Genomic DNA, 26,446 nt, shown 5'->3' with positions numbered 1-26,446 from the left:
CTGGTACCATCGAACTGCCGGAAGGCGTAGAGATGGTAATGCCGGGCGACAACATCAAAATGGTTGTTACCCTGATCCACCCGATCGCGATGGACGATGGTCTGCGTTTCGCAATCCGTGAAGGCGGCCGTACCGTTGGCGCGGGCGTTGTAGCTAAAGTTCTGGGCTAATTCGTTAGCTTTGAATTAAAAAGGGCGCTTCGGCGCCCTTTTTGCTGCCCGCTGTTCAGCGAAAGAACGCGTACGTCACGCCCTTCATAACGTGCGCTGCAGCGGATAATGAGTAAATGGTCTATTGTAATCATAACTATTCTCATTTAATATTTGTGCATAAATTGAACGGGAGTTTATATGTACGTTTGTTTGTGCAATGGCGTTAGCGATAAAAAAATTCGCCAGGTTGTTCGCCAGTTTCAACCGCAATCTTTTCAGCAATTACGTAAGTTTGTTCCCGTTGGAAATCAATGCGGTAAGTGTGTTCGTGCGGCACGCGAAGTGATGGAAGATGAATTAACCTCCATGCCGGAATTCAAAGAAATCGCCTGAACCCCACGCTTCTCTTTTGACATCCCTATAGGCCGAACTACGCTTCAATAAGTGGAAGCGGAGGGACTATATAATGAAAGGTGATGTCAAAATCATAAGTTATCTCAATAAATTATTGGGAAATGAGCTGGTCGCAATTAATCAGTACTTTCTCCATGCGAGAATGTTCAAAAACTGGGGCCTTCTGCGCCTCAACGATATTGAGTACCACGAATCAATTGACGAAATGAAGCACGCCGATAAGTACATTGAGCGTATTCTTTTCCTCGAAGGTATCCCCAATCTCCAGGATCTCGGCAAACTTGGCATCGGTGAAGATGTGGAAGAGATGCTGCAGTCCGATTTAAGGCTGGAGCTGGAAGGTGCGCAAAACCTGCGCGAGGCGATCGCCTATGCCGACAGCGTCCATGACTATGTCAGCCGCGATATGATGATTGAGATCCTGGCGGATGAAGAAGGCCATATCGACTGGCTGGAAACCGAACTCGATCTGATTGGCAAAATTGGCCTGCAGAATTACCTGCAGTCGCAGATTAAAGTGTCAGACTAATCAGCGTTTGCCACCCGCACCAGAAACCTGCTGCCGTCAGAAATGGCCCAAATGGCAGCGGGTTGTCCTTTTCCCATTTTCTGTTGCCGCCGCACCTGGCGGACAGACCCAATACCACCCACGTCATGCCGGCGAGCAATGACGCTACCAGCACCAGCTGCGGCAGCATTCGCCAGCCATGCCAGGCCCCAAGGGCTGCGAGATATTTTATATCGCCATATCCTAATCCTTCATGTCCACGGACCCTGCGGTATAGCCAATAAAGGGCGGCAAACGAGAGATAGCCAGCTATAGCTCCCCAGACAGCCTCGTTGAGATGATGCGGCGCCAGACAGAGATAAAAAAGCAAGCCGCTCCACAGCAGGGGACAGGTGAAGCGGTCTGGCAGCAAGCCGTGACGCAGGTCCTGCTGACATAATACTAGCGTCAATCCGCTATAGCAGAGTAAGAAGGGGAGGGCGGAGAGCATGAGTAACCCCATGATGGTCAATGAACATAGCCTCACTATGCTTATTGGCCCAGCATGGCGCAAAATGCAATTTCCCAGAATGGATGGCGCAATGCAGCTTTATGGACAGCGTTACCGCCTTGCGCAGCGCACTATCGCGAAGACGCGCAAATCCCGGTGATGATTTTCTAAACAGCGCTTGCGTCGCGCCAGAATTTGCGTATAATGCGCGGGCCTGTCAAAGTTGACGGCCGGTTCGATATGAACCCTGATAGTGCTCTTGGCTATCAAACAATGTCCCCAATCGGGGGACTATGTAAGAACGGTTACACTCTCCCATCAATCGTAATGGGTATGAGGAGTAATCATTTCGTCTATAAAATAATTGGAGCTCTGGTCTCATGCAGAACCAAAGAATCCGTATCCGCCTTAAAGCGTTTGATCATCGTCTGATCGATCAATCAACCGCGGAAATCGTCGAGACTGCTAAGCGCACTGGTGCGCAAGTCCGTGGTCCGATCCCGCTGCCGACCCGCAAAGAGCGCTTTACCGTTCTGATCTCCCCGCACGTCAACAAAGATGCGCGTGATCAGTACGAGATTCGCACTCACAAGCGTCTGGTTGACATCGTTGAGCCAACTGAAAAAACCGTTGATGCTCTGATGCGTCTGGATCTGGCTGCCGGTGTAGACGTGCAGATCAGCCTGGGTTAATCAGGTCATCGAGCGATTGAGAGGTTGAAACAATGATTGGTTTAGTCGGTAAAAAAGTGGGCATGACCCGCATCTTCACTGAAGATGGCGTATCTATCCCAGTAACCGTAATCGAAGTTGAAGCAAACCGCGTTACTCAGGTTAAAGACCTGGCTAACGATGGCTACCGCGCAATCCAGGTTACCACCGGTGCTAAAAAAGCTAACCGTGTAACCAAGCCGGAAGCGGGTCACTTCGCTAAAGCTGGCGTTGAAGCTGGCCGTGGTCTGTGGGAATTCCGTCTTGCTGACGGCGAAGAATTCACCGTAGGTCAGGACATTAGCGTTGAACTGTTTGCTGACGTTAAAAAAGTTGACGTAACCGGTACCTCTAAAGGTAAAGGTTTTGCTGGTACCGTTAAGCGCTGGAACTTCCGTACCCAGGACGCTACTCACGGTAACTCCTTGTCTCACCGCGTTCCGGGTTCTATCGGTCAGAACCAGACTCCGGGCAAAGTGTTCAAAGGCAAGAAAATGGCAGGTCAGCTGGGTAATGAGCGTGTAACCGTTCAGAGCCTGGACGTAGTACGTGTTGACGCTGAGCGCAACCTGCTGCTGGTTAAAGGTGCTGTCCCGGGTGCTACCGGTAGCGACCTGATCGTTAAACCAGCTGTGAAGGCGTGAGGAGATAGCAATGGAATTAGTATTGAAAGACGCGCAGAGCGCGCTGACTGTTTCCGAAACTACCTTCGGTCGTGATTTCAACGAAGCGCTGGTACACCAGGTTGTTGTTGCTTATGCAGCTGGTGCGCGTCAGGGCACTCGTGCTCAGAAGACTCGTGCTGAAATCACTGGCTCCGGTAAAAAACCGTGGCGCCAGAAAGGTACCGGCCGTGCGCGTTCTGGTTCTATCAAGAGCCCGATCTGGCGTTCCGGTGGCGTAACCTTCGCTGCTCGTCCGCAGGACCACAGTCAAAAAGTTAACAAGAAGATGTACCGCGGCGCGCTGAAAAGCATTCTGTCCGAACTGGTACGTCAGGATCGTCTGATCGTTGTCGAGAAGTTCTCTGTTGAAGCGCCGAAAACTAAGCTGCTGGCACAGAAACTGAAAGACATGGCTCTGGAAGATGTGCTGATCATCACCGGTGAGCTGGACGAGAACCTGTTCCTGGCCGCACGTAACCTGCACAAGGTTGACGTACGTGATGCGAACGGTATCGACCCGGTTAGCCTGATCGCCTTCGACAAAGTCGTAATGACTGCTGATGCTGTTAAGCAAGTTGAGGAGATGCTGGCATGATTCGTGAAGAACGTCTGCTGAAGGTGCTGCGCGCACCGCACGTTTCTGAAAAAGCGTCTACTGCGATGGAAAAAACAAACACCATCGTTCTCAAAGTTGCTAAAGACGCGACCAAAGCAGAAATCAAAGCTGCTGTGCAGAAACTGTTTGAAGTCGAAGTCGAAGTCGTTAACACCCTGGTTGTTAAAGGGAAAGTTAAACGTCACGGACAGCGTATCGGTCGTCGTAGCGACTGGAAAAAAGCTTACGTCACCCTGAAAGAAGGCCAGAATCTGGACTTCGTTGGCGGCGCTGAGTAAGTCGGAGGAGTAATACAATGGCAGTTGTTAAATGTAAACCGACATCTCCGGGTCGTCGCCACGTCGTTAAAGTGGTTAACCCAGAGCTGCACAAGGGCAAACCTTTTGCTCCGTTGCTGGAAAAAAACAGCAAATCCGGTGGTCGTAACAACAATGGCCGTATCACCACTCGTCATATCGGTGGTGGCCACAAGCAGGCTTACCGTATTGTTGACTTCAAACGCAACAAAGATGGTATCCCGGCAGTTGTTGAACGTCTTGAGTACGATCCGAACCGCTCCGCGAACATCGCGCTGGTTCTGTACAAAGACGGCGAGCGCCGTTACATCCTGGCCCCGAAAGGCCTGAAAGCTGGTGACCAGATTCAGTCTGGCGTTGATGCTGCAATCAAAGCAGGCAACACCCTGCCGATGCGCAATATCCCGGTTGGTTCTACCGTTCATAACGTAGAAATGAAACCAGGTAAAGGCGGTCAGTTGGCACGTTCCGCTGGTACTTACGTTCAGATCGTTGCTCGCGACGGTGCTTATGTCACCCTGCGTCTGCGTTCTGGTGAAATGCGTAAAGTCGAAGCAGACTGCCGCGCTACTCTGGGCGAAGTTGGCAATGCTGAGCATATGCTGCGCGTTCTGGGTAAAGCAGGTGCTGCACGCTGGCGTGGTGTTCGTCCTACCGTTCGCGGTACTGCGATGAACCCAGTAGACCACCCACATGGTGGTGGTGAAGGTCGTAACTTTGGTAAGCACCCGGTATCCCCGTGGGGCCTGCAGACCAAAGGTAAGAAGACCCGCAGCAACAAGCGTACTGATAAATTCATCGTACGTCGCCGTAGCAAATAATTTTAGAGGATAAGCCATGCCACGTTCTCTCAAGAAAGGTCCTTTTATTGACCTGCACTTGCTGAAGAAGGTAGAGAAAGCGGTGGAAAGCGGAGACAAGAAGCCCCTGCGCACTTGGTCCCGTCGTTCAACGATCTTTCCTAACATGATCGGTTTGACCATCGCTGTCCATAATGGTCGTCAGCACGTTCCAGTCTTTGTTTCCGACGAAATGGTTGGTCACAAACTGGGTGAATTCGCACCGACTCGTACTTATCGCGGCCACGCTGCTGATAAAAAAGCGAAGAAGAAATAAGGTAGGAGGAAGAGATGGAAACTTTAGCTCAACATCGCCATGCTCGTTCTTCTGCTCAGAAGGTTCGCCTCGTAGCTGACCTGATTCGCGGTAAGAAAGTGTCGCAGGCCCTGGATATTCTGACCTACACCAACAAAAAAGCTGCTGTACTGGTCAAGAAGGTACTGGAATCTGCCATTGCTAACGCTGAACACAACGATGGCGCTGACATTGATGATCTGAAAGTTGCGAAAATTTTCGTAGACGAAGGCCCGAGCATGAAGCGCATTATGCCGCGTGCTAAAGGTCGTGCAGATCGCATCCTGAAGCGCACCAGCCACATCACTGTGGTTGTGTCCGATCGCTGAGACTCTGGAGACTAGCAATGGGTCAGAAAGTACATCCTAATGGTATTCGCCTGGGTATTGTCAAACCATGGAACTCTACCTGGTTCGCGAACACCAAAGAATTCGCTGACAACCTGGACAGCGATTTTAAAGTACGTCAGTTCCTGACAAAAGAACTGGCTAAAGCGTCTGTATCTCGCATCGTTATCGAGCGTCCGGCTAAGAGCATCCGTGTGACCATTCACACTGCTCGCCCGGGTATCGTTATCGGTAAGAAAGGCGAAGACGTAGAAAAACTGCGCAAGGTCGTAGCGGATATCGCTGGCGTACCTGCACAGATCAATATTGCCGAAGTTCGTAAGCCTGAACTGGACGCTAAATTGGTTGCTGACAGCATCACTTCTCAGCTGGAACGTCGCGTTATGTTCCGTCGTGCGATGAAGCGTGCTGTACAGAACGCAATGCGTCTGGGCGCTAAAGGTATCAAAGTTGAAGTTAGCGGCCGTCTGGGCGGCGCGGAAATCGCACGTACCGAATGGTACCGTGAAGGTCGCGTACCGCTGCACACTCTGCGTGCTGACATCGACTACAACACCTCTGAAGCGCACACCACTTACGGTGTAATCGGCGTTAAGGTATGGATCTTCAAAGGTGAGATCCTGGGTGGTATGGCTGCTGTTGAACAACCGGAACCGGCTGCTCAACCTAAAAAGCAGCAGCGTAAAGGCCGTAAATAAGGAGCGTCGCTGATGTTACAACCAAAGCGTACAAAATTCCGTAAAGTGCACAAAGGCCGCAACCGTGGTCTGGCGCAGGGTACGGATGTTAGCTTCGGCACTTTCGGTCTGAAAGCTGTTGGCCGTGGTCGTCTGACTGCCCGTCAGATCGAAGCAGCACGTCGTGCTATGACCCGTGCAGTTAAGCGTCAAGGTAAGATCTGGATCCGTGTATTCCCGGACAAACCGATCACCGAGAAGCCGCTGGAAGTTCGTATGGGTAAAGGTAAAGGTAACGTGGAGTACTGGGTTGCCTTGATTCAGCCGGGTAAAGTCCTGTATGAAATGGACGGCGTACCGGAAGAGCTGGCCCGTGAAGCATTCGGCCTGGCAGCAGCGAAACTGCCGATCAAAACCACCTTTGTAACTAAGACGGTGATGTAATGAAAGCAAAAGAGCTGCGTGAAAAAAGCGTTGAAGAGCTGAACGCTGAGCTGCTGAACCTGCTGCGTGAGCAGTTCAACCTGCGTATGCAGGCTGCAAGTGGCCAGCTGCAACAGACTCATCTGCTGAAGCAAGTGCGTCGTGATGTTGCACGCGTTAAGACTTTACTGACTCAGAAGGCGGGTGCGTAATGACCGATAAAATCCGTACTCTGCAAGGTCGCGTAGTTAGCGACAAAATGGAGAAATCCATTGTTGTTGCTATCGAACGTATGGTGAAACACCCGGTATACGGCAAATTCATCAAACGTACGACCAAACTGCACGTACATGACGAGAACAACGAATGCGGTATCGGTGACGTGGTTGAAATCCGCGAATGCCGTCCGCTGTCCAAGACTAAGTCCTGGACGCTGGTTCGCGTTGTAGAGAAAGCGGTTCTGTAATAGAGTACGCATTCTCGATACGGATAAACGGCTCAGCGATGAGCCGTTTATTTTTTCTACCCATATCTGGTTTGTGGTGTTATAATGCCGCGCCCTCGATATGGGGCTTTTTAACGACCCTAATTTTCGGGTCTCAGTAGTAGTTGACATTAGCGGAGCACTAAAATGATCCAAGAACAGACTATGCTGAACGTCGCCGACAACTCCGGTGCACGTCGCGTAATGTGTATCAAGGTTCTGGGTGGCTCGCACCGTCGCTACGCAGGCGTAGGCGACATCATCAAGATCACCATCAAGGAAGCAATTCCACGTGGTAAGGTCAAAAAAGGTGATGTGCTGAAGGCGGTAGTGGTGCGCACCAAGAAGGGTGTTCGTCGCCCGGACGGTTCTGTCATTCGCTTCGATGGTAATGCATGCGTTATTCTTAACAATAACAGCGAGCAGCCTATCGGTACGCGTATTTTTGGGCCGGTAACTCGTGAACTTCGTACCGAGAAGTTCATGAAAATTATCTCTCTGGCACCAGAAGTACTCTAAGGAGCGAATCATGGCAGCTAAAATCCGTCGTGATGACGAAGTTATCGTGTTAACCGGTAAAGATAAAGGTAAACGCGGTAAAGTAAAAAATGTCCTGTCTTCCGGCAAGGTCATTGTTGAAGGTATCAACCTGGTTAAGAAACATCAGAAGCCGGTTCCGGCCCTGAACCAACCAGGCGGCATTGTAGAGAAAGAAGCAGCTATTCAGATCTCTAACCTTGCTATCTTCAACGCGGCAACCGGCAAGGCTGACCGTGTAGGCTTTAGATTCGAAGACGGCAAAAAAGTCCGTTTCTTCAAATCTAATAGCGAAACTATCAAGTAATTTGGAGTAGTACGATGGCGAAACTGCATGATTACTACAAAGACGAAGTAGTCGCTAAACTCATGACTGAGTTTAACTACAATTCTGTCATGCAAGTCCCTCGGGTCGAGAAGATCACCCTGAACATGGGTGTTGGTGAAGCGATCGCTGACAAGAAACTGCTGGATAACGCAGCAGCTGACCTGACAGCAATCTCCGGTCAAAAACCGCTGATCACCAAAGCACGCAAATCAGTTGCAGGCTTCAAAATCCGTCAGGGCTATCCGATCGGCTGTAAAGTAACTCTGCGCGGCGAGCGCATGTGGGAGTTCTTTGAGCGCCTGATCACTATTGCTGTACCGCGTATCCGTGACTTCCGTGGCTTGTCCGCTAAGTCTTTCGACGGTCGTGGTAACTACAGCATGGGTGTCCGTGAGCAGATCATCTTCCCAGAAATCGACTACGATAAAGTCGACCGCGTTCGTGGTTTGGATATTACCATTACCACTACTGCGAAATCTGATGAAGAAGGCCGCGCTCTGCTGGCTGCCTTTGACTTCCCGTTCCGCAAGTAAGGTAGGGTTACTTAATGGCTAAGCAATCAATGAAAGCACGCGAAGTAAAGCGCGTGGCTTTAGCTGATAAATTCTTCGCTAAACGCGCTGAACTGAAAGCTATCATCTCTGATGTGAACGCAACCGACGAAGATCGTTGGAACGCTGTTCTCAAGCTGCAGACTCTGCCGCGTGATTCCAGCCCGTCTCGTCAGCGTAATCGCTGCCGTCAAACAGGTCGTCCGCATGGTTTCCTGCGGAAGTTCGGGTTGAGCCGTATTAAGGTCCGTGAAGCCGCTATGCGCGGTGAAATCCCGGGTCTGAAAAAGGCTAGCTGGTAATTGTCACCAATTGAATCACGGGAGTAAAGACAGATGAGCATGCAAGATCCGATCGCGGATATGCTGACCCGTATCCGTAACGGTCAGGCCGCGAATAAAGCTGCGGTCACCATGCCTTCCTCCAAGCTGAAAGTGGCAATTGCCAACGTGCTGAAGGAAGAAGGCTTTATTGAAGATTTTAAAGTTGAAGGCGACATCAAGCCGGAACTGGAACTGACTCTTAAGTATTTCCAGGGTAAAGCTGTTGTAGAAAGCATTCAGCGTGTCAGCCGCCCAGGTCTGCGCATCTACAAACGTAAAGATGAGCTGCCGAAAGTTATGGCGGGTCTGGGTATCGCAGTTGTTTCTACCTCTAAAGGTGTTATGACTGATCGTGCAGCGCGCCAGGCTGGTCTTGGTGGCGAAATTATCTGCTACGTAGCCTAATCGGAGGAAAAAATGTCTCGTGTTGCTAAAGCACCGGTCGTTGTTCCTGCCGGCGTTGATGTTAAAGTCAACGGTCAGGTTATTACGATCAAAGGTAAAAATGGCGAGCTGACTCGTACTCTCAACGATGCTGTTGAAGTTAAACATGCAGATAATGCTCTGACCTTCGGTCCGCGTGATGGTTACGTAGACGGATGGGCTCAGGCTGGTACCGCGCGTGCCCTGCTGAACTCAATGGTTATCGGTGTTACCGAAGGCTTCACTAAAAAGCTTCAGCTGGTTGGTGTAGGCTATCGTGCAGCGGTTAAAGGGGATGTAGTAAACCTGGCTTTAGGTTTCTCTCATCCTGTTGAACACAAGCTGCCGGCCGGTATCACTGCAGAATGTCCGACTCAAACTGAAATCGTGCTGAAAGGCGCTGATAAGCAGGTGATCGGCCAGGTTGCAGCAGATCTGCGCGCCTACCGTCGTCCTGAGCCTTATAAAGGCAAGGGTGTTCGTTACGCCGACGAAGTCGTGCGTACCAAAGAGGCTAAGAAGAAGTAAGGTAACACTATGGATAAGAAATCTGCTCGTATCCGTCGTGCGACCCGCGCACGCCGCAAGCTCCAGGAGCTGGGTGCAACTCGCCTGGTGGTACATCGTACCCCGCGTCATATTTACGCACAGGTAATTGCTCCGAATGGTTCTGAAGTTCTGGTAGCTGCTTCTACTGTAGAAAAAGCTATCTCTGAACAACTGAAGTACACCGGTAACAAAGACGCGGCCGCAGCTGTGGGTAAAGCTGTTGCTGAACGCGCTCTGGAAAAAGGCATCAAAGATGTTTCCTTTGACCGTTCCGGGTTCCAATATCATGGTCGTGTCCAGGCACTGGCAGATGCTGCCCGTGAAGCTGGCCTTCAGTTCTAAGGTAGAGGTGTAAGATGGCTCACATCGAAAAACAAGCTGGCGAACTGCAGGAAAAGCTGATCGCGGTAAACCGCGTATCTAAAACCGTTAAAGGTGGTCGTATTTTCTCCTTCACAGCTCTGACTGTTGTTGGCGATGGTAACGGTCGCGTTGGTTTTGGTTACGGTAAAGCGCGTGAAGTTCCAGCAGCGATCCAGAAAGCGATGGAAAAAGCCCGTCGCAATATGATTAACGTCGCGCTGAACAACGGCACCCTGCAACACCCGGTTAAAGGTGTTCACACGGGTTCTCGTGTATTCATGCAGCCAGCTTCCGAAGGTACCGGTATCATCGCCGGTGGTGCAATGCGCGCCGTTCTGGAAGTTGCTGGGGTTCATAACGTTCTGGCTAAAGCATACGGTTCCACCAACCCGATCAACGTGGTTCGTGCAACTATTGATGGCCTGGAAAATATGAATTCTCCAGAAATGGTCGCTGCCAAGCGTGGTAAATCCGTTGAAGAAATTCTGGGGAAATAAACCATGGCAAAGACTATTAAAATTACTCAAACCCGCAGTGCAATCGGTCGTCTGCCGAAACACAAGGCAACACTGCTTGGCCTGGGTCTGCGTCGTATTGGTCACACCGTAGAGCGCGAGGATACTCCTGCTGTTCGTGGTATGGTCAACGCGGTTTCCTTCATGGTTAAAGTTGAGGAGTAAGAGATGCGTTTAAATACTCTGTCTCCGGCCGAAGGCTCCAAAAAGGCGGGTAAACGCCTGGGTCGTGGTATCGGTTCTGGCCTCGGTAAAACCGGTGGTCGTGGTCACAAAGGTCAGAAGTCTCGTTCTGGCGGTGGCGTACGTCGCGGTTTCGAGGGTGGTCAGATGCCTCTGTACCGTCGTCTGCCGAAATTCGGCTTCACTTCTCGTAAAGCGATGATCACCGCAGAGATCCGTCTCTCCGATCTGGCTCACGTAGAAGGCGATGTAGTAGACCTGAACGCGCTGAAAGCGGCTAACATTATCGGCGTCCAGATCGAGTTCGCGAAAGTGATCCTGTCTGGTGAAGTAGCTCGTCCGGTAACTGTTCGTGGCCTGCGTGTGACTAAAGGTGCTCGTGCTGCTATCGAAGCTGCTGGCGGTAAAATTGAGGAATAAGTAGCAGATGGCTAAACAACCGGGATTAGATTTTCAAAGTGCCAAAGGTGGCCTTGGCGAGCTGAAACGCAGACTTCTGTTTGTGGTCGGTGCGCTGATAGTGTTCCGTATTGGCTCTTTTATTCCGATCCCTGGTATTGATGCCGCTGTACTTGCCAAACTGCTTGAGCAACAGCGAGGCACCATCATTGAAATGTTCAACATGTTCTCTGGTGGTGCTCTCAGCCGTGCTTCTATCTTTGCACTGGGGATTATGCCGTACATCTCGGCATCTATCATCGTGCAACTGCTGACGGTGGTTTACCAACCGCTGGCAGAACTGAAGAAAGAAGGGGAGTCTGGTCGTCGTAAGATCAGCCAGTACACCCGCTACGGTACTCTGGTGCTGGCGATATTCCAGTCGATCGGTATTGCTACCGGTCTGCCGAATATGCCTGGTATGCAGGGCCTGGTGATTAATCCAGGCTTTGCGTTCTATTTCACCGCTGTTGTAAGTCTGGTCACAGGGACTATGTTCCTGATGTGGCTCGGCGAACAGATCACTGAGCGCGGTATCGGTAACGGTATCTCGATCCTGATCTTCGCCGGGATCGTTGCGGGACTCCCGCCGGCCATCGCCCATACTATCGAGCAAGCGCGTCAAGGCGACCTGCACTTCCTCCTGTTGCTGTTGGTTGCAGTATTAGTATTTGCAGTGACCTTCTTTGTTGTATTCGTTGAACGTGGTCAACGCCGCATTGTGGTAAACTACGCGAAACGGCAGCAGGGTCGTCGTGTCTATGCTGCACAGAGCACACATTTACCGCTGAAAGTGAATATGGCGGGGGTAATCCCGGCAATCTTCGCTTCCAGTATTATACTGTTCCCGGCAACCATCACGTCATGGTTCGGGGGTGGTACTGGTTGGAACTGGCTGACAACAATTTCGCTGTATTTGCAGCCTGGGCAACCGCTTTATGTGTTACTCTATGCGTCTGCAATCATCTTCTTCTGTTTCTTCTACACGGCGTTGGTTTTCAACCCGCGTGAAACAGCAGATAACCTGAAGAAGTCCGGTGCATTTGTACCAGGAATTCGTCCGGGAGAGCAAACGGCGAAGTATATCGATAAAGTGATGACTCGCCTGACTCTGGTTGGTGCGTTGTATATTACTTTTATCTGCCTGATCCCGGAGTTCATGCGTGACGCGATGAAAGTGCCGTTCTACTTCGGTGGAACATCGCTGCTTATCGTTGTTGTCGTGATTATGGACTTTATGGCTCAAGTGCAAACTCTGATGATGTCCAGTCAGTATGAGTCTGCATTGAAGAAGGCGAACCTGAAAGGCTACGGCCGTTAAAACTGGTCGCCCGAGAAGTTACGGAGAGTAAAAATGAAAGTTCGTGCTTCCGTCAAGAAATTATGCCGTAACTGCAAAATCGTTAAGCGTGATGGCGTCATCCGTGTGATTTGCAGTGCCGAGCCGAAGCATAAACAGCGCCAAGGCTGATTTATTCGCATATTTTTCTTGCAAAGTTGGATTGAGCTGGCTAGATTAGCCAGCCAATCTTTTGTATGTCTGTACGTTTCCATTTGAGTATCCTGAAAACGGGCTTTTCAGCATGGTACGTACATATTAAATAGTAGGAGTGCATAGTGGCCCGTATAGCAGGCATTAACATTCCTGATCACAAACATACCGTAATCGCTTTAACCGCTATTTTCGGTATCGGCAAAACCCGTTCTAAAGCTATCTGCGCTGAAACGGGCATCGCTGAAAATGTTAAGATCAGTGAGCTGTCTGAAGAACAAATTGATATTCTGCGTGAAGCAGTAGGTAAATTTGTCGTTGAAGGTGATCTGCGCCGTGAAATCACCCTGAGCATCAAGCGTCTGATGGACCTTGGTTGCTACCGTGGTTTACGCCATCGTCGTGGTCTTCCGGTTCGCGGTCAGCGTACCAAGACCAACGCACGTACCCGTAAGGGTCCGCGTAAACCGATCAAGAAATAATCGGGGTGATTGAATAATGGCAAAGGCACCAGTTCGTGCACGTAAGCGTGTAAGAAAACAAGTCTCTGATGGCGTGGCTCATATCCATGCTTCTTTTAACAACACCATCGTTACTATTACTGATCGTCAGGGTAACGCACTGGGTTGGGCAACAGCCGGTGGTTCCGGTTTCCGTGGTTCTCGCAAATCCACTCCGTTTGCAGCTCAGGTTGCAGCAGAGCGTTGCGCAGAAGCCGTAAAAGAATACGGCATCAAGAATCTGGAAGTTATGGTCAAAGGTCCGGGTCCGGGTCGCGAATCTACCATTCGTGCACTGAACGCCGCTGGTTTCCGCATCACTAATATTACTGATGTGACTCCGATCCCTCATAACGGTTGTCGTCCGCCGAAGAAACGTCGCGTATAACGCTACGTTTTCCAGGTTAGTTGGAGAAAGAAAATGGCAAGATATTTGGGTCCTAAGCTCAAGCTGAGCCGTCGTGAGGGCACCGACTTATTCCTTAAGTCTGGCGTTCGCGCGATCGATACCAAGTGTAAAATTGAACAAGCTCCTGGCCAGCACGGTGCGCGTAAACCGCGTCTGTCTGACTATGGTGTGCAGTTGCGTGAAAAGCAAAAAGTTCGCCGTATGTACGGTGTGCTGGAGCGTCAGTTCCGTAACTACTATAAAGAAGCAGCACGTCTGAAAGGCAACACCGGTGAAAACCTGTTGGCTCTGCTGGAAGGTCGTCTGGACAACGTTGTATACCGTATGGGCTTCGGCGCCACTCGTGCTGAAGCACGCCAGCTGGTTAGCCACAAAGCGATTATGGTAAACGGTCGTGTTGTTAACATCGCTTCTTATCAGGTTAAAGCGAATGACGTTGTCAGCATTCGTGAGAAAGCGAAAAAGCAATCTCGCGTGAAAGCCGCTCTGGAGCTGGCTGAGCAGCGTGAAAAGCCAACCTGGCTGGAAGTTGATGCTGGCAAGATGGAAGGTACGTTCAAGCGTCAGCCGGAGCGTTCTGATCTGTCTGCGGACATTAACGAACACCTGATCGTCGAGCTTTACTCCAAGTAAAGCTTAGTACCAAAGAGAGGACACAATGCAGGGTTCTGTGACAGAGTTTCTAAAACCGCGCCTGGTCGATATCGAGCAAGTGAGTTCGACGCACGCCAAGGTGACCCTTGAGCCTTTAGAGCGTGGCTTCGGCCATACTCTGGGTAACGCACTGCGCCGTATTCTGCTCTCATCGATGCCGGGTTGCGCGGTGACCGAGGTTGAGATTGATGGTGTACTGCACGAGTACAGCACCAAAGAAGGCGTTCAGGAAGACATCCTTGAAATCCTGCTCAACCTGAAAGGGCTGGCGGTGAGAGTTCAGGGTAAAGATGAAGTCATCCTTACTTTGAATAAATCTGGCATTGGCCCTGTGACTGCAGCCGACATTACCCACGACGGTGATGTCGAAATCGTCAAGCCGCAGCACGTGATTTGCCACCTGACTGATGAGAACGCTGCTATCAGCATGCGTATCAAAGTTCAGCGCGGTCGCGGTTATGTGCCGGCTTCTGCCCGAATTCATTCGGAAGAAGATGAGCGCCCAATCGGCCGTCTGCTGGTCGACGCCTGCTACAGCCCTGTAGAGCGTATTGCCTACAATGTTGAAGCTGCGCGTGTAGAACAGCGTACCGACCTGGACAAGCTGGTCATCGAAATGGAAACCAACGGCACAATCGATCCTGAAGAGGCGATTCGTCGTGCGGCAACCATTCTGGCTGAACAACTGGAAGCTTTTGTTGACTTACGTGATGTACGTCAGCCAGAAGTGAAAGAAGAGAAACCAGAGTTCGATCCGATCCTGCTGCGCCCTGTTGACGATCTGGAATTGACTGTCCGCTCTGCTAACTGCCTCAAGGCAGAAGCTATCCACTATATCGGTGATCTGGTACAGCGTACCGAGGTTGAGTTGCTGAAAACGCCGAACCTGGGTAAAAAATCTCTTACTGAGATTAAAGACGTGCTGGCTTCCCGTGGACTGTCTCTGGGCATGCGCCTGGAAAACTGGCCACCAGCAAGCATTGCTGACGAGTAACCGGATCACAGGTTAAGGTTTTACTGAGAAGGATAAGGTCATGCGCCATCGTAAGAGTGGTCGTCAACTGAACCGCAACAGCAGCCATCGCCAGGCTATGTTCCGTAACATGGCAGGTTCGCTGGTTCGTCATGAAATCATCAAGACGACCCTGCCGAAAGCGAAAGAACTGCGTCGCGTAGTTGAGCCGCTGATTACTCTTGCCAAGACTGATAGCGTTGCTAATCGTCGTCTGGCATTCGCCCGCACTCGTGATAACGAGATCGTGGCAAAACTGTTTAACGAGCTGGGCCCGCGTTTCGCGAGCCGCGCCGGTGGTTACACTCGCATTCTGAAGTGTGGCTTCCGTGCAGGCGACAACGCGCCGATGGCATACATCGAGCTGGTTGATCGTGCTGAGCCGAAAGCAGAAGCTGCTGCAGAGTAATCTGTAGTAACGTAAAAAAACCCGCCTCGGCGGGTTTTTTTATATCTACCTTATCCCCACTTCACTACACTATCTGTACTCTTTTTGTTCATCCCCGGAGCCGTAGAATGTGGTTACTGGATCAGTGGGCGGAACGCCATATCCTCGATGCCCAAGCTAAAGGTGAGTTCGATTGTTTACCCGGCAGCGGCGAACCGCTGACTCTCGATGACGATTCGCATGTGCCGACGGAGCTGCGGGCAGGCTATCGCCTTCTGAAGAATGCTGGGTGCCTCCCCCCGGAGCTGGAGCAGCGTAGGGAAGCGGTGGCACTGGCTGATTTACTGAAGGGCGTCCGTCAGGACGATCCGCGTCATGCTGAACTCAGTAAACGGCTTGCCTTGCTCGAACTGAAGCTTCGTCAGACTGGCCTGAGCACTGACTTTTTACGCGGTGAGTATGCCGATGCTTTGCTACAAAGAATGAATCAGGAGTAAATATGTATCGTATTGGTGAGCTGGCTAAGCTGGCTGACGTCACGCCAGATACCATCCGTTATTATGAGAAACAGCAAATGATGGATCATGATGTGCGCACCGAAGGGGGATTTCGTCTTTACTCGGATAACGATCTTCAGCGGCTACGCTTTATTCGCTATGCCCGTCAGCTGGGCTTCACACTGGAAGCGATCCGCGAATTGTTGTCGATCCGCATCGATCCAGAGCACCATACCTGCCAGGAATCGAAAGGGATCGTTCAGGCGCGATTAAGCGAAGTTGAGGCACGGATCAAAGAGTTACAGACAATGCGTCGCTCTCTACAGCGGCTTAATGATGCCTGCTGCGGGACTGCGCACAGTAGTGTTTATTGTTCGATCCTCGAGGCCCTTGAACAAGGCGCCAGCAATGGCAGTACTACGGGCCGTTGATTTTTTCATCGCGTGGATCTACACTCGCGCGGAATTCACACATGCACTGGAGTTACTATGAGTCGCTATCAGCATACCAAAGGGCAAATTAAAGATAACGCCATTGAGGCACTTCTCCACGATCCGTTATTCAGGCAGCGCGTTGAGAAAAACAAGAAAGGGAAAGGGAGCTATCAACGTAAAGATAAACATGCAGGAAGGATTGACCGGGAGGCCAGTGGCAAGCAAGCGAATCGCTTTTTTACCACTGGCCTTCTGCTTTCTGTGCTGATTAAGAACGGTTGTTTTGTTCTTTCAGCAGATCGCGAATTTCACTCAACAGGACTTCTTCTTTAGAAGGAGCTGGCGGTGCCGCCGGAGCCTCTTCTTTCTTACGATTTAACTTATTCATCAGTTTGATCGCCATGAAGATGGCAAACGCGACGATGATGAAATCGAAAACGTTCTGAATGAATACCCCATAATGCATCACGACAGCAGGGACATCGCCCTGGGCATCACGTAGCGTGACGGCAAACTGTTTAAAATCGATCCCGCCAATCAACAGGCCGAGTGGTGGCATAATAATATCTGCGACCAGCGATGAAACAATTTTACCGAATGCTGCACCGATGATCACACCCACTGCCAAATCGACAACGTTCCCGCGCATCGCGAATTCGCGAAACTCTTTTAAAAAACTCATTTTATTCTCCTTGTGCCAGCTGACGTTGTAAGTTTAACAAATGTATTTTCATTTGCCATTACCAGTAGATAGTTACCGCAAATTATTAACCTTTGAATAATAAGGGATAATAAAAAGGCGCCTGTCCGGCGCCCTGGGAATTACAGGAAGAAAGGACTTGGCTGGAACAGCCTTTCTACATCGGAAATAAACTTTTTGTCGGTCAAAAACATGATCACATGATCGCCCTGCTCGATCCGCAGATTATTATTCGCGATCATAACGTCGTTGCCACGCACGACGGCGCCGATGATCGTACCTGGCGGAAGCTTGATCTCATCGATCGAACGTCCTACTACCCGCGAGGTGCTTTCATCGCCGTGTGCGACTGCCTCGATCGCTTCGGCAACGCCGCGGCGCAGGGAGGAGACGCCGACAATATCGGCTTTACGGACATGGCTGAGGAGTGCGGAAATTGTAGCCTGCTGAGGCGATATCGCAATATCGATGACGCTGCCCTGGACCAGATCAACATAGGCTTTGCGCTGGATCAGCACCATCACTTTTTTCGCCCCCATCCGTTTGGCCAGCATCGCAGACATAATATTTGCTTCGTCATCGTTTGTGACGGCAATAAACAGGTCCACCTGATCAATATGCTCTTCAGCCAGCAGCTCCTGGTCCGATGCATCACCGTAGAAGACGATAGTATGCTGCAGCTTTTCCGCAAGCTCAGCAGCTCGCTGCTGATTACGTTCGATAAGCTTGACGCTGTAATCTTTTTCCAGCTTATGGGCCAGACCCGCACCAATATTGCCGCCGCCGACCAGCATAATACGCTTATACGGCTTTTCCAGTCGCTGCAGCTCACTCATGACTGCGCGAATATGCTGCGAGGCGGCAATAAAGAATACTTCATCGCCGGCTTCCACAATCGTCGAACCCTGTGGGCGAATAGGACGATCGTGGCGGAAAATAGCGGCCACACGCGTATCGATATGCGGCATATGTTCCCGCATGGTGGACAACGCATTCCCTACCAGCGGACCACCGTAATAGGCTTTTACTACGGCGAGGCTGACTTTTCCTTCGGCGAAGTTCACGACCTGAAGCGCGCCGGGATATTCGATCAGGCGATGAATATTGTCGATGACCAGCTGTTCCGGGGCGATTAAGTGATCGATGGGCACCGCTTCAGAATTGAAGAGTTTATCCGCATCACGAACGTAATCAGGTGCACGAATACGGGCTATACGGTTTGGGGTATTGAATAATGAGTAGGCGACCTGGCAGGCCACCATATTGGTTTCATCCGAACTGGTGACCGCTACCAGCATATCGGCATCATCGGCCCCCGCCTCCCGCAGTACGCGAGGGTGAGAGCCATGTCCCTGGACGACACGCAGGTCGAACTTATCCTGCAGGCTGCGCAGACGGTCGCCATTGGTATCAACCAGCGTAATATCATTGTTCTCGCCGACGAGGTTTTCCGCCAGCGTGCCGCCGACCTGGCCGGCGCCCAGAATAATAATCTTCATCTGCAATGACCCATTAGTTCTGACGTTTGATTAGCTTAGCGTAAAAGAAGCCATCACCTTCTTCCGGGCCCGGCAGATTTTGCTGCCCGGGACTCTCCAGCGTGCCGGTTGCGTGAAGTTCTGCATCCGGGGTTCGTGCGAGGAAGGCGGCAATTTGCTGGCTATTCTCTTCCGGCAGAATAGAACAGGTAGCATACACCAGCGTGCCGCCTGGCTTCAGATGTGGCCAGGTGGCATTCAGGATCTCGGCCTGCAGCTGGGCTAATTCGGCGATATCCCGATCCCGGCGCAACCACTTGATATCAGGATGACGGCGAATGACGCCGGTGGCGGAGCAGGGGGCATCCAGCAGAATACGATCGAACTGTTCGTTGCCACACCACTGCTCAGGGAAGCGACCATCGCCCTGTTTGACTTCGGCTTTCATGCCCAGCCGTTTCAGGTTGTCATAGACGCGTGACAGACGCTGTTCATCAATATCCACCGCCATGACCTGAGCCTGCGGGGCAACCTCCAGAATATGCGTCGTCTTGCCGCCCGGTGCGGCGCAAAGATCGAGAATGCGTTCGCCATTTTCTGGCAGCAGGTATCGCATACAACCCTGGGCCGAGGCATCCTGGACGGTGACCCAGCCTTCGGCAAAACCTGGCAACGCAAGGACCGGGGCAGGGGTGGCCATACGCACGGCGTCCGGATAGTCAGGATGGGTGAAGCCCTCTAAGCCGGCCTCTTTAAGCAGAGCAAGCCATTCATCCCGGGAATGATGGTTGCGGTTAACGCGCAGCCACATCGGCGGGCGCTGGTTGTTCGCATCGACGATCTCTTGCCACTGCTGCGGCCAGGCCTGCTGCAGGCGTTTCAGCAGCCATTTGGGATGAAGATAGCGGTTTTCATGCTCAGCAAATTCGGCTAATAACGCTTCCTGCTGGCGCTGGAACTGGCGTAGCACGCCGTTGATCAGCCCTTTAAGCTGCGGGCGTTTAATGGCCACCGCGCCTTCTACCGTTTCCGCCAGTGCGGCATGCGGAGGAATACGGGTATAGAGCAACTGATAAAGTCCAACCATGATCAGAAAATGCACGGTGCGCTGTTTGCCGGTCATCGGACGCGCCATCAGCTTGTTGATAAGCCACTCAAGCTGACTGAGCGTACGCAGTACGCCAAAGCACAGCTCCTGCAACAGCGCTTTGTCTTTATCGCTGACTTTCTGCTGCAGAGGGGGCAGAACGTTACTCAAAGACTGACCTTGTTCAACCACTTGCTCGATAGCCTGGGCGGCCAGACTGCGTAAATTTATTTTGTTTTTCATAAGCGCAAAAATAAAAATGCCCGGCTAACCCGGGCCTTAGAAGAGACGACCGTCAGTCGAGACGGGTACCTGGGATGAACCACTCCCGGCGGGAATTGAGTAAGTCCTGCGAGCTCATCGCTTTTTTACCCGCGGGCTGTAGTGATTCCAGACTGAGGATCCCATCACCGGTGGCGACCTGGATACCCTGTTTGGTTGCTGCCACTATCGTTCCCGGCTCGGTGTGCGTGGCTTCGGCAATAACCGATGCCCGCCAGACTTTGACTGGCTGCCCGTCAATCTCAAGCCAGCTCATTGGCCACGGATTAAACGCCCGGATGCAACGTTCCAGCTGTGCAGCGGAAAGCGACCAGTCGATGCGGGCCTCTTCTTTACTCAGCTTCTCGGCATAACTGACGAGTGACTCGTCCTGGACTTCAGGCTGCGCCGTCCCGTTTGCCAGTTGCGCTAAGGTTGTCAGCAGTCCCTGTGGGCCGAGATCGGCCAGCTTATCGTACAGGCTGCCGCTGGTATCCTCAGCGGTAATGGGGCAGGAAAGCTTATACAGCATGTCACCCGTATCAAGGCCGACGTCCATCTGCATGATGGTCACGCCGGTTTCACTATCGCCCGCCCACAGTGAACGCTGGATCGGCGCGGCGCCACGCCAGCGCGGCAGCAGGGAGCCATGAACGTTGATACAGCCCAGACGCGGCATGTCAAGCACCGTTTTTGGCAGAATCAGACCATACGCCACCACCACCATGATATCGGCGCCCAAATCGGCGACGAGCTGTTGGTTCTCCTGCGGACGAAGAGACGATGGCTGGAATACGGGGACGTCATGGGCTTCAGCCAGCACTTTTACCGGGCTCGGCATCAATTTTTTGCCGCGTCCCGCGGGACGGTCTGGCTGAGTAAACACGCCAACGACCTGATGTTCAGACGACAACAACGCGTCAAGATGACGCGCTGCAAAATCGGGGGTGCCGGCGAAAATGATACGTAGTGAATGTGACACGGTATTCCTTGTTATCAGGCACGGGAACGTAAACGATCCAGTTTCTCAACCTTCTGACGAATGCGCTGCTGTTTGAGCGGTGACAGATAGTCAATAAACAGTTTGCCAACCAGGTGATCCATTTCATGCTGGATACAGATAGCCAGCAGGCCATCGGCCTCCAGCTCAAACGGCTTACCGTCGCGATCCAGCGCACGGATCTTCACTTTTTCCGCACGGGGTACCAGAGCACGCTGTTCCGGAATGGACAAGCAGCCTTCTTCAATACCTGTTTCGCCGTCTTTTTCCAGCAACTCCGGGTTGATTAACACCAGCCGCTCTTCACGGTTTTCCGACACATCGATAACGATGATGCGCTGATGGATATCGACCTGGGTTGCGGCCAGACCGATGCCTTCCTCGGCGTACATGGTGTCGAACATATCATCGACGATACGCTGAATTTCCGCATTCACTTCTTTGACCGGCTCGGCGACTTTGCGAAGGCGCTCGTCCGGAATATGTAACACTTGCAAAACTGCCATAAAGTTCCAGAGTCGTATTCAGGAGTTGATAAGATTATTAGCTCTATTCTAGACAAAACCCCCTGCAATTGACAGTCTCACTGTCCAATCGCAAAGATTGTCAATGCCGCTTATGGCAGGGGGTAAGGATGACGCCCGACGAGATTTGGCTGCGGCTGATGAAGGTCAGTAATTTGTATGGCGACAGGATGCTGGATATCGCGCAGCGGTTATGCGCAGCCGCTTCCGTTGATAGTGAAGCGCTGCATGCCGTTGGGATGACTGCGGCGCAGGCGAAGCCATTTTTACGGTTTGACGAGCGTGAGCTTGACGAGACGCGGCGCTGGCTGGAACACCCGGATCATCATCTGTTACGGGCCGACGATCCGCGCTATCCGTTGCGGCTAAGGGCTATCGCTGATTACCCCGGCGCGTTGCTGGTCAGTGGCGACCCCGCCCTGCTTCACAGCGCGCAGCTTGCCGTTATTGGCAGCCGTTTGCACTCCTGGTATGGCGCTCGCTGGGGAAAACTGTTCAGCGAAACGCTGGCGCGTAGAGGGATCACTATCACCAGTGGGCTGGCGTTAGGCATTGATGGGGTCGCGCACCGCGGGGCGCTGGCCGTAGAGGGGAAAACCATCGCGGTGCTGGGCAACGGGCTGGAACAGATCTATCCGCGGCGCCATGCAAACCTCGCCCAACAGGTCATCGACAATGGCGGTACGCTGGTATCTGAATTTCCACTCATTACGCCGCCGCTTCCCGCTCATTTTCCCCGACGTAACCGTATTATCAGCGGCTTAAGTCTGGGCGTGCTGGTGATTGAGGCGGCGTTGAGAAGCGGATCGTTGGTCACCGTCCGCTGCGCCCTGGAGCAGGGAAGAGATGTGTTCGCCCTGCCAGGCCCGATTGGTAACCCGGGATCTGAAGGCCCGCACTGGTTAATCAAGCAAGGCGCGGTACCAGTGACCTCGCCAGAGGATATCGTGGAGTACTGGCAAACCGAGCTGGCCTGGCTTACTGATACGTCTGATTCGATAAATAATTGCGCCGATCAGCCGTCTGTAGCATTGCCATTTCCGGAGCTCCTGGCTAACGTAGGAGATGAGGTAACACCTGTTGACGTTGTCGCTGAACGTGCCGGCCAATCTGTGCCAGTAACCGTAGCTCAGCTACTTGAACTGGAGTTAGCAGGCTGGATCGCAGCTGTACCCGGCGGCTATGTCCGATTAAGGAGGGCAAGCCATGTTCGACGTACTCATGTATTTGTTTGAAACTTACATCCATAACGAAGCAGAAATGCGCGTGGATCAGGACAAACTGACGCGGGATCTTACCGATGCGGGTTTTGAGCGGGAAGATATCTATAACGCGTTAATGTGGCTCGAGAAACTGGCTGATTATCAGGAAGGTCTCGTTGAACCCATGCAGCTCGCTTCCGACCCGCTGTCGCTTCGGGTGTATACCGAAGAAGAGTGCCAGCGTCTGGATGCCAGTTGCCGGGGATTTTTACTCTTCCTCGAGCAAATTCAGGTGTTGAACCTCGAAACGCGAGAAATGGTGATAGAGCGCGTACTGGCGCTGGATACGGCAGAATTTGAACTGGAAGATCTGAAATGGGTCATCCTGATGGTACTGTTCAACATTCCGGGCTGTGAAAACGCCTATCAGCAAATGGAAGAATTACTCTTCGAAGTAAATGAAGGTATGCTGCATTAATCTTTTTGCAGCAACATCGAGTTGTTATGACCAAATCAGCACTGTTTTCGGTGCGTAAAAATGAGCCCTGCCCGCAGTGCGGGGCTGAACTGGTGATCCGTTCCGGGAAACATGGCCCGTTTCTCGGCTGTTCGCATTATCCGGACTGTGACTATATCCGTCCCCTGAAAAGTCAGGCGGACGGTCATATCGTTAAGGTGCTGGAGGGACAGGAGTGCCCATCGTGCGGCGCTGTCATGGTGTTACGCCAGGGGCGCTTTGGTATGTTTATCGGCTGCAGTCGCTATCCCGAATGCGAACATACCGAGCTGATTGATAAACCCGATGAGACCGCTATTGCCTGTCCACAATGCGGACAGGGTCATCTGGTCCAGCGTCGCTCGCGTTTCGGTAAAACCTTTCATTCCTGCGATCGCTACCCTGATTGCCAGTTCGTTATCAATTTTAAACCGGTAGCGGGCGAATGCCCTGAATGCCATTACCCGCTATTAATAGAAAAGAAAACGGCGCAGGGCGTTAAACGCTTTTGCGCCAGTAAACAATGTGGAAAGCCGATCCCGGCGGAATAAATCAGTGAACAATAACCTGCCCTCAGAAACCGTCGCCCATGCCGTGGCGGTACTGAAAAATGAACATGTCATCGCCTACCCCACGGAAGCCGTTTTTGGCGTTGGCTGCGATCCAGACAGCAAAACGGCCGTCATGCGCCTGCTGGAGTTGAAGCAGCGTCCTGTTGACAAGGGATTGATCCTTATCGCCGCCAGCTTTGAGCAGTTGAAGCCTTATGTTGATGATTCACGGTTAAGTGACTCGCAGCGGGACGCTATCTTTTCCTGCTGGCCAGGACCGGTGACGTTCGTATTCCCTGCGCGTCCCGAAACGCCGCGCTGGCTGACGGGGCGTTTTGATTCGCTGGCCGTACGCGTGACTAACCATCCGCTGGTGATTGAATTGTGCGAAGCTTACGGAAAACCGCTGGTCTCGACGAGCGCCAATCTCACCGGGCAGCCACCGTGTCGTACCACCGTAGAGGTCCATGCTCAGTTTGGTGACAGCTTCCCGGTCGTGGATGGCGCCACGGGGGGACGGCAAAATCCTTCTGAAATTCGTGATGCCCTGACGGGTGAACTGTTCCGCCAGGGGTGAACCATGGAAACCTACGCTGTTTTTGGTAATCCGATCGCGCACAGCAAGTCGCCTTCCATTCATCAGCTTTTTGCCCGCCAGTTAGGGATTACTCATCCTTATGGACGTGTGCTGGCGCCGCTGGACGATTTTGTCTCTTCTCTGAATCAGTTCTTTGCAGAAGGAGGAAAGGGGGCCAACGTCACCGTTCCTTTTAAAGAGGAAGCTTTTGCACGCGCTGACGAGCTGACAGAACGCGCTGCGCTGGCGGGAGCAGTAAACACCCTGAAACGGCTGGAAGATGGCCGTTTACTGGGGGACAACACCGACGGTATTGGCCTCCTGAGCGATCTGGAACGCCTGGGGTTCATTAAGCCGCGCCAGCGGATCCTGCTTGTAGGTGCTGGTGGCGCATCACGCGGGGTGCTTTTGCCACTTCTGTCGCTGGAATGTGCCGTCACGATCGTGAATCGCACCTATTCTCGTGCCCATGAGTTAGCCACTCTCTTCGCCCATACCGGGAGTGTCAGCGCAAGGGAGATGGATACCTTATCCGGGGAAACATTCGATCTGATCATCAATGCGACGTCCAGTGGAATAGACGGTGATGTACCGGCTATCCCGACATCTGTTGTCAACGCTGACGTGTATTGCTATGACATGTTTTACCAGAAAGGGCCGACACCGTTTCTTCAGTGGTGCCAGCAGCATGGCGCAACCCGCTGTGCTGATGGGCTGGGAATGCTGGTGGCGCAAGCCGCCCATGCTGTTCTGCTATGGCACGGCGTCCTGCCGGCTATCGCTCCCGTCATCGAAACGTTGCAGCGGGAACTGAATGCATGAATCAGGCGATTCAGTTTCCTGATCGGGAATCATGGGATGACGAACGGCAGGGCGTGGTTTTTCCTGCGCTGGTCAATGGGATGCAATTAACCTGCGCAATTTCAGGGCAGATCCTGCAGCAGCGTTTTGGCGCAGAGGGGCCAGCGCAGTGGCTGGCCGCCTTCCAGGAACATCGTTGGGATCTAGAGGAAGAGGCGGAAGCATTGATCCGCGATGGTCAGGAAGATGTTCAGGGCTGGATCTGGTTATCCTGATCCAGGTATTCATTTTTCCATTTTACATAGTTATTTGCTGAATACTTGAGACCTTCCCGTTCCGCCTCCGTCAGGGGGCGGATCTGTTTGACGGGATTGCCGAAGTAAAGGTAGCCGCTTTCCAGCTGTTTGTTCTGCGGTACCAAACTGCCTGCACCAATCATGACGTCATCGCCAACCACGACACCATCTAACAAGATCGAACCCATACCAACCAGTACGCGGTTGCCGATAGTGCAGCCGTGCAGCATCACTTTATGACCAACAGTCACATCCTCACCAATGATCAGCGGATTTCCCTCCGGCTTATAAGAGGACTTATGGGTCACATGGAGAACGCTACCGTCCTGAATATTGCTGCGTTGTCCTATTGATACATAGTTGACGTCGCCACGAATGGCCACCAGAGGCCAGACGCTGACATCATCGGCAATTCTGACATCACCAATGACGACGCTGGATGCATCAATCATGACGCGAAGACCGATTTGTGGGAAAAATGCTTTATAGGGGCGCAGCTGAGCAGACATATAGACCTCAAAATACGGGAACGTAAGAAGACTTTGGTGGCTTTTATCTCCGTGTGCAACCCCTGAAAACGGTGAAAATTGAGCAAATCGTGCAATTACGCGACGAAAAGGGTGAAAAATCACCATTCAGAAAAAAAGATCGAAAAAAGGCTTGTGCAAAAAAATGGGATCCCTATAATGCGCTCCCACTGACACGGCAGATGTGAATCACTTCACACAAACAGCCGGTTCGGTTGAAGAGAAAAATCCTGAAATTCAGGGTTGACTCTGAAAGAGGAAAGCGTAATATACGCCACCTCGCGACAGAGCGCTAAAGCGCGTCGCAACTGCTCTTTAACAATTTATCAGACAATCTGTGTGGGCACTCAAAGTGACATGGATTCTTAACGTCCTCGGACGAAAAATGAATACCAAGTCTCTGAGTGAACATACGTAATTCATTACGAAGTTTA

The 26,446-nt window shown here is 52.0% G+C and carries 46 protein-coding genes and 1 pseudogene; 40 read left to right on the top strand and 7 right to left on the bottom strand.

The window, feature by feature from the left end; translation table 11 throughout:
• From tuf to bfr, 3 genes and pseudogenes are all read left to right on the top strand, one after another.
• A pseudogene (gene tuf, locus CWM58_RS27605) lies at positions 1-170 on the top strand (elongation factor Tu); the annotation flags it as partial.
• Positions 171-350: 180 nt separating this feature from the next.
• Entirely contained in the window at positions 351-545 is a 195-nt protein-coding gene (gene bfd, locus CWM58_RS27600) for a bacterioferritin-associated ferredoxin (RefSeq protein WP_071839028.1), read from the top strand.
• 73 nt (positions 546-618) lie between these two features.
• A complete protein-coding gene (gene bfr, locus CWM58_RS27595; RefSeq protein ID WP_061153134.1) occupies positions 619-1,095 on the top strand; it encodes a bacterioferritin in 477 nt (158 codons plus the stop codon).
• Here bfr and CWM58_RS27590 read toward each other — a convergent pair.
• Positions 1,079-1,564 carry a prepilin peptidase gene (locus CWM58_RS27590; RefSeq protein ID WP_100682207.1) on the bottom strand — a complete coding sequence of 162 codons (486 nt, stop codon included), beginning with the start codon at positions 1,562-1,564 and terminating at the stop codon, positions 1,079-1,081. The two genes, bfr and CWM58_RS27590, sit on opposite strands and share 17 nt — an antisense overlap.
• Positions 1,565-1,944: 380 nt before the next feature.
• On the opposite strand from CWM58_RS27590, the gene rpsJ reads away from it, so the two are divergent.
• The 31 genes from rpsJ to CWM58_RS27435 all read left to right on the top strand — a co-directional run bounded on the left by rpsJ (position 1,945) and on the right by CWM58_RS27435 (position 16,845).
• Positions 1,945-2,256, top strand: coding sequence for a 30S ribosomal protein S10 (gene rpsJ / locus CWM58_RS27585; protein ID WP_001181005.1), 312 nt, complete (start codon positions 1,945-1,947; stop codon positions 2,254-2,256).
• A 32-nt stretch (positions 2,257-2,288) separates the two neighbouring features.
• Positions 2,289-2,918 (top strand): 50S ribosomal protein L3, encoded by a 630-nt coding sequence (gene rplC, locus CWM58_RS27580; protein ID WP_061153136.1) that lies wholly within the window; start codon positions 2,289-2,291, stop codon positions 2,916-2,918.
• A gap of 10 nt (positions 2,919-2,928) precedes the next feature.
• Entirely contained in the window at positions 2,929-3,534 is a 606-nt protein-coding gene (rplD, locus tag CWM58_RS27575) for a 50S ribosomal protein L4 (RefSeq protein WP_002919794.1), read from the top strand.
• Positions 3,531-3,833: a 50S ribosomal protein L23 gene (rplW, locus tag CWM58_RS27570; RefSeq protein ID WP_000617546.1), complete on the top strand. Its 303-nt coding sequence runs from the start codon at positions 3,531-3,533 to the stop codon at positions 3,831-3,833. The genes rplD and rplW overlap by 4 nt, the downstream gene beginning before the upstream one ends.
• Before the next feature lie 17 nt (positions 3,834-3,850).
• The gene (gene rplB, locus CWM58_RS27565; RefSeq protein ID WP_002919786.1) at positions 3,851-4,672 is read left to right on the top strand and encodes a 50S ribosomal protein L2; all 822 of its coding nucleotides are present in this window, start codon (positions 3,851-3,853) and stop codon (positions 4,670-4,672) included.
• A gap of 16 nt (positions 4,673-4,688) precedes the next feature.
• Complete coding sequence (gene rpsS / locus CWM58_RS27560) at positions 4,689-4,967, top strand: 30S ribosomal protein S19 (RefSeq protein WP_001138115.1); 279 nt, start codon at positions 4,689-4,691, stop codon at positions 4,965-4,967.
• A gap of 14 nt (positions 4,968-4,981) precedes the next feature.
• Positions 4,982-5,314: a 50S ribosomal protein L22 gene (gene rplV, locus CWM58_RS27555; RefSeq protein ID WP_002919773.1), complete on the top strand. Its 333-nt coding sequence runs from the start codon at positions 4,982-4,984 to the stop codon at positions 5,312-5,314.
• Positions 5,315-5,331: 17 nt separating this feature from the next.
• Positions 5,332-6,030, top strand: a complete 699-nt coding sequence (gene rpsC, locus CWM58_RS27550) for a 30S ribosomal protein S3 (protein ID WP_002919766.1) — start codon at positions 5,332-5,334, stop codon at positions 6,028-6,030.
• Between the two features lie 12 nt (positions 6,031-6,042).
• A complete protein-coding gene (gene rplP, locus CWM58_RS27545) occupies positions 6,043-6,453 on the top strand; it encodes a 50S ribosomal protein L16 (protein ID WP_002919759.1) in 411 nt (136 codons plus the stop codon).
• The gene (rpmC, locus tag CWM58_RS27540; RefSeq protein ID WP_002919754.1) at positions 6,453-6,644 is read left to right on the top strand and encodes a 50S ribosomal protein L29; all 192 of its coding nucleotides are present in this window, start codon (positions 6,453-6,455) and stop codon (positions 6,642-6,644) included. The genes rplP and rpmC overlap by 1 nt, the downstream gene beginning before the upstream one ends.
• The gene (gene rpsQ, locus CWM58_RS27535; protein WP_004106347.1) at positions 6,644-6,898 is read left to right on the top strand and encodes a 30S ribosomal protein S17; all 255 of its coding nucleotides are present in this window, start codon (positions 6,644-6,646) and stop codon (positions 6,896-6,898) included. The genes rpmC and rpsQ overlap by 1 nt, the downstream gene beginning before the upstream one ends.
• A gap of 165 nt (positions 6,899-7,063) precedes the next feature.
• The gene (gene rplN / locus CWM58_RS27530) at positions 7,064-7,435 is read left to right on the top strand and encodes a 50S ribosomal protein L14 (protein ID WP_002919748.1); all 372 of its coding nucleotides are present in this window, start codon (positions 7,064-7,066) and stop codon (positions 7,433-7,435) included.
• A gap of 10 nt (positions 7,436-7,445) precedes the next feature.
• The gene (rplX, locus tag CWM58_RS27525) at positions 7,446-7,760 is read left to right on the top strand and encodes a 50S ribosomal protein L24 (protein WP_003031122.1); all 315 of its coding nucleotides are present in this window, start codon (positions 7,446-7,448) and stop codon (positions 7,758-7,760) included.
• Between the two features lie 14 nt (positions 7,761-7,774).
• A complete protein-coding gene (gene rplE / locus CWM58_RS27520; protein ID WP_003031123.1) occupies positions 7,775-8,314 on the top strand; it encodes a 50S ribosomal protein L5 in 540 nt (179 codons plus the stop codon).
• A 14-nt stretch (positions 8,315-8,328) separates the two neighbouring features.
• The gene (gene rpsN / locus CWM58_RS27515) at positions 8,329-8,634 is read left to right on the top strand and encodes a 30S ribosomal protein S14 (RefSeq protein ID WP_002919667.1); all 306 of its coding nucleotides are present in this window, start codon (positions 8,329-8,331) and stop codon (positions 8,632-8,634) included.
• Positions 8,635-8,667: 33 nt separating this feature from the next.
• Entirely contained in the window at positions 8,668-9,060 is a 393-nt protein-coding gene (gene rpsH / locus CWM58_RS27510; RefSeq protein ID WP_008807048.1) for a 30S ribosomal protein S8, read from the top strand.
• 12 nt (positions 9,061-9,072) lie between these two features.
• On the top strand, positions 9,073-9,606 hold the full coding sequence (gene rplF, locus CWM58_RS27505; RefSeq protein WP_008807049.1) for a 50S ribosomal protein L6: 534 nt from the start codon (positions 9,073-9,075) through the stop codon (positions 9,604-9,606).
• Positions 9,607-9,615: 9 nt separating this feature from the next.
• The gene (rplR, locus tag CWM58_RS27500) at positions 9,616-9,969 is read left to right on the top strand and encodes a 50S ribosomal protein L18 (RefSeq protein WP_006817270.1); all 354 of its coding nucleotides are present in this window, start codon (positions 9,616-9,618) and stop codon (positions 9,967-9,969) included.
• Between the two features lie 14 nt (positions 9,970-9,983).
• Positions 9,984-10,487, top strand: coding sequence for a 30S ribosomal protein S5 (gene rpsE / locus CWM58_RS27495; RefSeq protein ID WP_000940121.1), 504 nt, complete (start codon positions 9,984-9,986; stop codon positions 10,485-10,487).
• A gap of 3 nt (positions 10,488-10,490) precedes the next feature.
• On the top strand, positions 10,491-10,670 hold the full coding sequence (gene rpmD, locus CWM58_RS27490; RefSeq protein ID WP_001140434.1) for a 50S ribosomal protein L30: 180 nt from the start codon (positions 10,491-10,493) through the stop codon (positions 10,668-10,670).
• A 3-nt stretch (positions 10,671-10,673) separates the two neighbouring features.
• Complete coding sequence (gene rplO / locus CWM58_RS27485) at positions 10,674-11,108, top strand: 50S ribosomal protein L15 (RefSeq protein WP_061153137.1); 435 nt, start codon at positions 10,674-10,676, stop codon at positions 11,106-11,108.
• Between the two features lie 7 nt (positions 11,109-11,115).
• Complete coding sequence (secY, locus tag CWM58_RS27480) at positions 11,116-12,447, top strand: preprotein translocase subunit SecY (protein WP_008807050.1); 1,332 nt, start codon at positions 11,116-11,118, stop codon at positions 12,445-12,447.
• Between the two features lie 33 nt (positions 12,448-12,480).
• On the top strand, positions 12,481-12,597 hold the full coding sequence (rpmJ, locus tag CWM58_RS27475) for a 50S ribosomal protein L36 (protein ID WP_000868187.1): 117 nt from the start codon (positions 12,481-12,483) through the stop codon (positions 12,595-12,597).
• Between the two features lie 146 nt (positions 12,598-12,743).
• Entirely contained in the window at positions 12,744-13,100 is a 357-nt protein-coding gene (gene rpsM / locus CWM58_RS27470; RefSeq protein ID WP_002919259.1) for a 30S ribosomal protein S13, read from the top strand.
• A 16-nt stretch (positions 13,101-13,116) separates the two neighbouring features.
• Positions 13,117-13,506 (top strand): 30S ribosomal protein S11, encoded by a 390-nt coding sequence (gene rpsK / locus CWM58_RS27465; RefSeq protein WP_004388621.1) that lies wholly within the window; start codon positions 13,117-13,119, stop codon positions 13,504-13,506.
• 33 nt (positions 13,507-13,539) lie between these two features.
• On the top strand, positions 13,540-14,160 hold the full coding sequence (gene rpsD / locus CWM58_RS27460) for a 30S ribosomal protein S4 (RefSeq protein ID WP_002919224.1): 621 nt from the start codon (positions 13,540-13,542) through the stop codon (positions 14,158-14,160).
• Positions 14,161-14,185: 25 nt separating this feature from the next.
• The gene (locus CWM58_RS27455) at positions 14,186-15,175 is read left to right on the top strand and encodes a DNA-directed RNA polymerase subunit alpha (protein ID WP_002919219.1); all 990 of its coding nucleotides are present in this window, start codon (positions 14,186-14,188) and stop codon (positions 15,173-15,175) included.
• Between the two features lie 40 nt (positions 15,176-15,215).
• The gene (rplQ, locus tag CWM58_RS27450) at positions 15,216-15,602 is read left to right on the top strand and encodes a 50S ribosomal protein L17 (protein ID WP_002919206.1); all 387 of its coding nucleotides are present in this window, start codon (positions 15,216-15,218) and stop codon (positions 15,600-15,602) included.
• A gap of 107 nt (positions 15,603-15,709) precedes the next feature.
• Complete coding sequence (locus CWM58_RS27445) at positions 15,710-16,078, top strand: DUF1992 domain-containing protein (RefSeq protein ID WP_100682206.1); 369 nt, start codon at positions 15,710-15,712, stop codon at positions 16,076-16,078.
• Positions 16,079-16,080: 2 nt separating this feature from the next.
• Complete coding sequence (gene zntR, locus CWM58_RS27440; RefSeq protein ID WP_061153139.1) at positions 16,081-16,509, top strand: Zn(2+)-responsive transcriptional regulator; 429 nt, start codon at positions 16,081-16,083, stop codon at positions 16,507-16,509.
• 57 nt (positions 16,510-16,566) lie between these two features.
• Positions 16,567-16,845, top strand: coding sequence for an alternative ribosome-rescue factor A (locus tag CWM58_RS27435; RefSeq protein ID WP_071839029.1), 279 nt, complete (start codon positions 16,567-16,569; stop codon positions 16,843-16,845).
• Here the strand turns inward: CWM58_RS27435 and mscL are convergent.
• The 5 genes from mscL to def all read right to left on the bottom strand — a co-directional run bounded on the left by mscL (position 16,781) and on the right by def (position 21,544).
• Entirely contained in the window at positions 16,781-17,194 is a 414-nt protein-coding gene (gene mscL, locus CWM58_RS27430) for a large-conductance mechanosensitive channel protein MscL (RefSeq protein ID WP_004145325.1), read from the bottom strand. The two genes, CWM58_RS27435 and mscL, sit on opposite strands and share 65 nt — an antisense overlap.
• Positions 17,195-17,334: 140 nt before the next feature.
• A complete protein-coding gene (trkA, locus tag CWM58_RS27425; protein ID WP_061153140.1) occupies positions 17,335-18,711 on the bottom strand; it encodes a Trk system potassium transporter TrkA in 1,377 nt (458 codons plus the stop codon).
• Between the two features lie 13 nt (positions 18,712-18,724).
• Complete coding sequence (rsmB, locus tag CWM58_RS27420; RefSeq protein ID WP_100682205.1) at positions 18,725-20,020, bottom strand: 16S rRNA (cytosine(967)-C(5))-methyltransferase RsmB; 1,296 nt, start codon at positions 20,018-20,020, stop codon at positions 18,725-18,727.
• A gap of 52 nt (positions 20,021-20,072) precedes the next feature.
• Positions 20,073-21,020: a methionyl-tRNA formyltransferase gene (gene fmt / locus CWM58_RS27415; protein ID WP_061153142.1), complete on the bottom strand. Its 948-nt coding sequence runs from the start codon at positions 21,018-21,020 to the stop codon at positions 20,073-20,075.
• A 14-nt stretch (positions 21,021-21,034) separates the two neighbouring features.
• Positions 21,035-21,544, bottom strand: a complete 510-nt coding sequence (gene def, locus CWM58_RS27410) for a peptide deformylase (RefSeq protein ID WP_008807058.1) — start codon at positions 21,542-21,544, stop codon at positions 21,035-21,037.
• Positions 21,545-21,672: 128 nt separating this feature from the next.
• Here def and dprA point away from each other — a divergent pair, with 128 nt between their 5' ends.
• Genes dprA through CWM58_RS27380 form a run of 6 tightly spaced genes read left to right on the top strand, consistent with a single transcriptional unit; the run spans position 21,673 to position 25,464 of the window.
• Positions 21,673-22,797: a DNA-protecting protein DprA gene (dprA, locus tag CWM58_RS27405; RefSeq protein WP_100682204.1), complete on the top strand. Its 1,125-nt coding sequence runs from the start codon at positions 21,673-21,675 to the stop codon at positions 22,795-22,797.
• Positions 22,769-23,242 carry a DUF494 family protein Smg gene (gene smg / locus CWM58_RS27400; RefSeq protein WP_008807060.1) on the top strand — a complete coding sequence of 158 codons (474 nt, stop codon included), beginning with the start codon at positions 22,769-22,771 and terminating at the stop codon, positions 23,240-23,242. The genes dprA and smg overlap by 29 nt, the downstream gene beginning before the upstream one ends.
• Positions 23,243-23,268: 26 nt before the next feature.
• A complete protein-coding gene (locus tag CWM58_RS27395) occupies positions 23,269-23,811 on the top strand; it encodes a type I DNA topoisomerase (RefSeq protein ID WP_048272070.1) in 543 nt (180 codons plus the stop codon).
• Between the two features lie 4 nt (positions 23,812-23,815).
• Positions 23,816-24,388 (top strand): L-threonylcarbamoyladenylate synthase type 1 TsaC, encoded by a 573-nt coding sequence (gene tsaC / locus CWM58_RS27390; protein ID WP_061153144.1) that lies wholly within the window; start codon positions 23,816-23,818, stop codon positions 24,386-24,388.
• Positions 24,389-24,391: 3 nt separating this feature from the next.
• Positions 24,392-25,210 carry a shikimate dehydrogenase gene (gene aroE / locus CWM58_RS27385; RefSeq protein ID WP_061153145.1) on the top strand — a complete coding sequence of 273 codons (819 nt, stop codon included), beginning with the start codon at positions 24,392-24,394 and terminating at the stop codon, positions 25,208-25,210.
• Positions 25,207-25,464, top strand: coding sequence for a DUF1488 domain-containing protein (locus tag CWM58_RS27380; RefSeq protein ID WP_061153146.1), 258 nt, complete (start codon positions 25,207-25,209; stop codon positions 25,462-25,464). Before aroE ends, CWM58_RS27380 begins: the two co-directional genes overlap by 4 nt.
• Here the strand turns inward: CWM58_RS27380 and CWM58_RS27375 are convergent.
• On the bottom strand, positions 25,440-25,994 hold the full coding sequence (locus CWM58_RS27375; protein WP_002919123.1) for a gamma carbonic anhydrase family protein: 555 nt from the start codon (positions 25,992-25,994) through the stop codon (positions 25,440-25,442). The genes CWM58_RS27380 and CWM58_RS27375 overlap by 25 nt on opposite strands.
• Positions 25,995-26,446: the final 452 nt, after the last annotated feature.

It is taken from the genome of Klebsiella sp. H-Nf2 (assembly GCF_002806645.1).
In the GTDB taxonomy this organism is placed as follows: Bacteria; Pseudomonadota; Gammaproteobacteria; order Enterobacterales; family Enterobacteriaceae; genus Klebsiella; species Klebsiella variicola.
The sequence above is the reverse complement of the archived record's forward strand: the minus strand, read 5'-3'. Positions and strand labels throughout refer to the sequence as shown.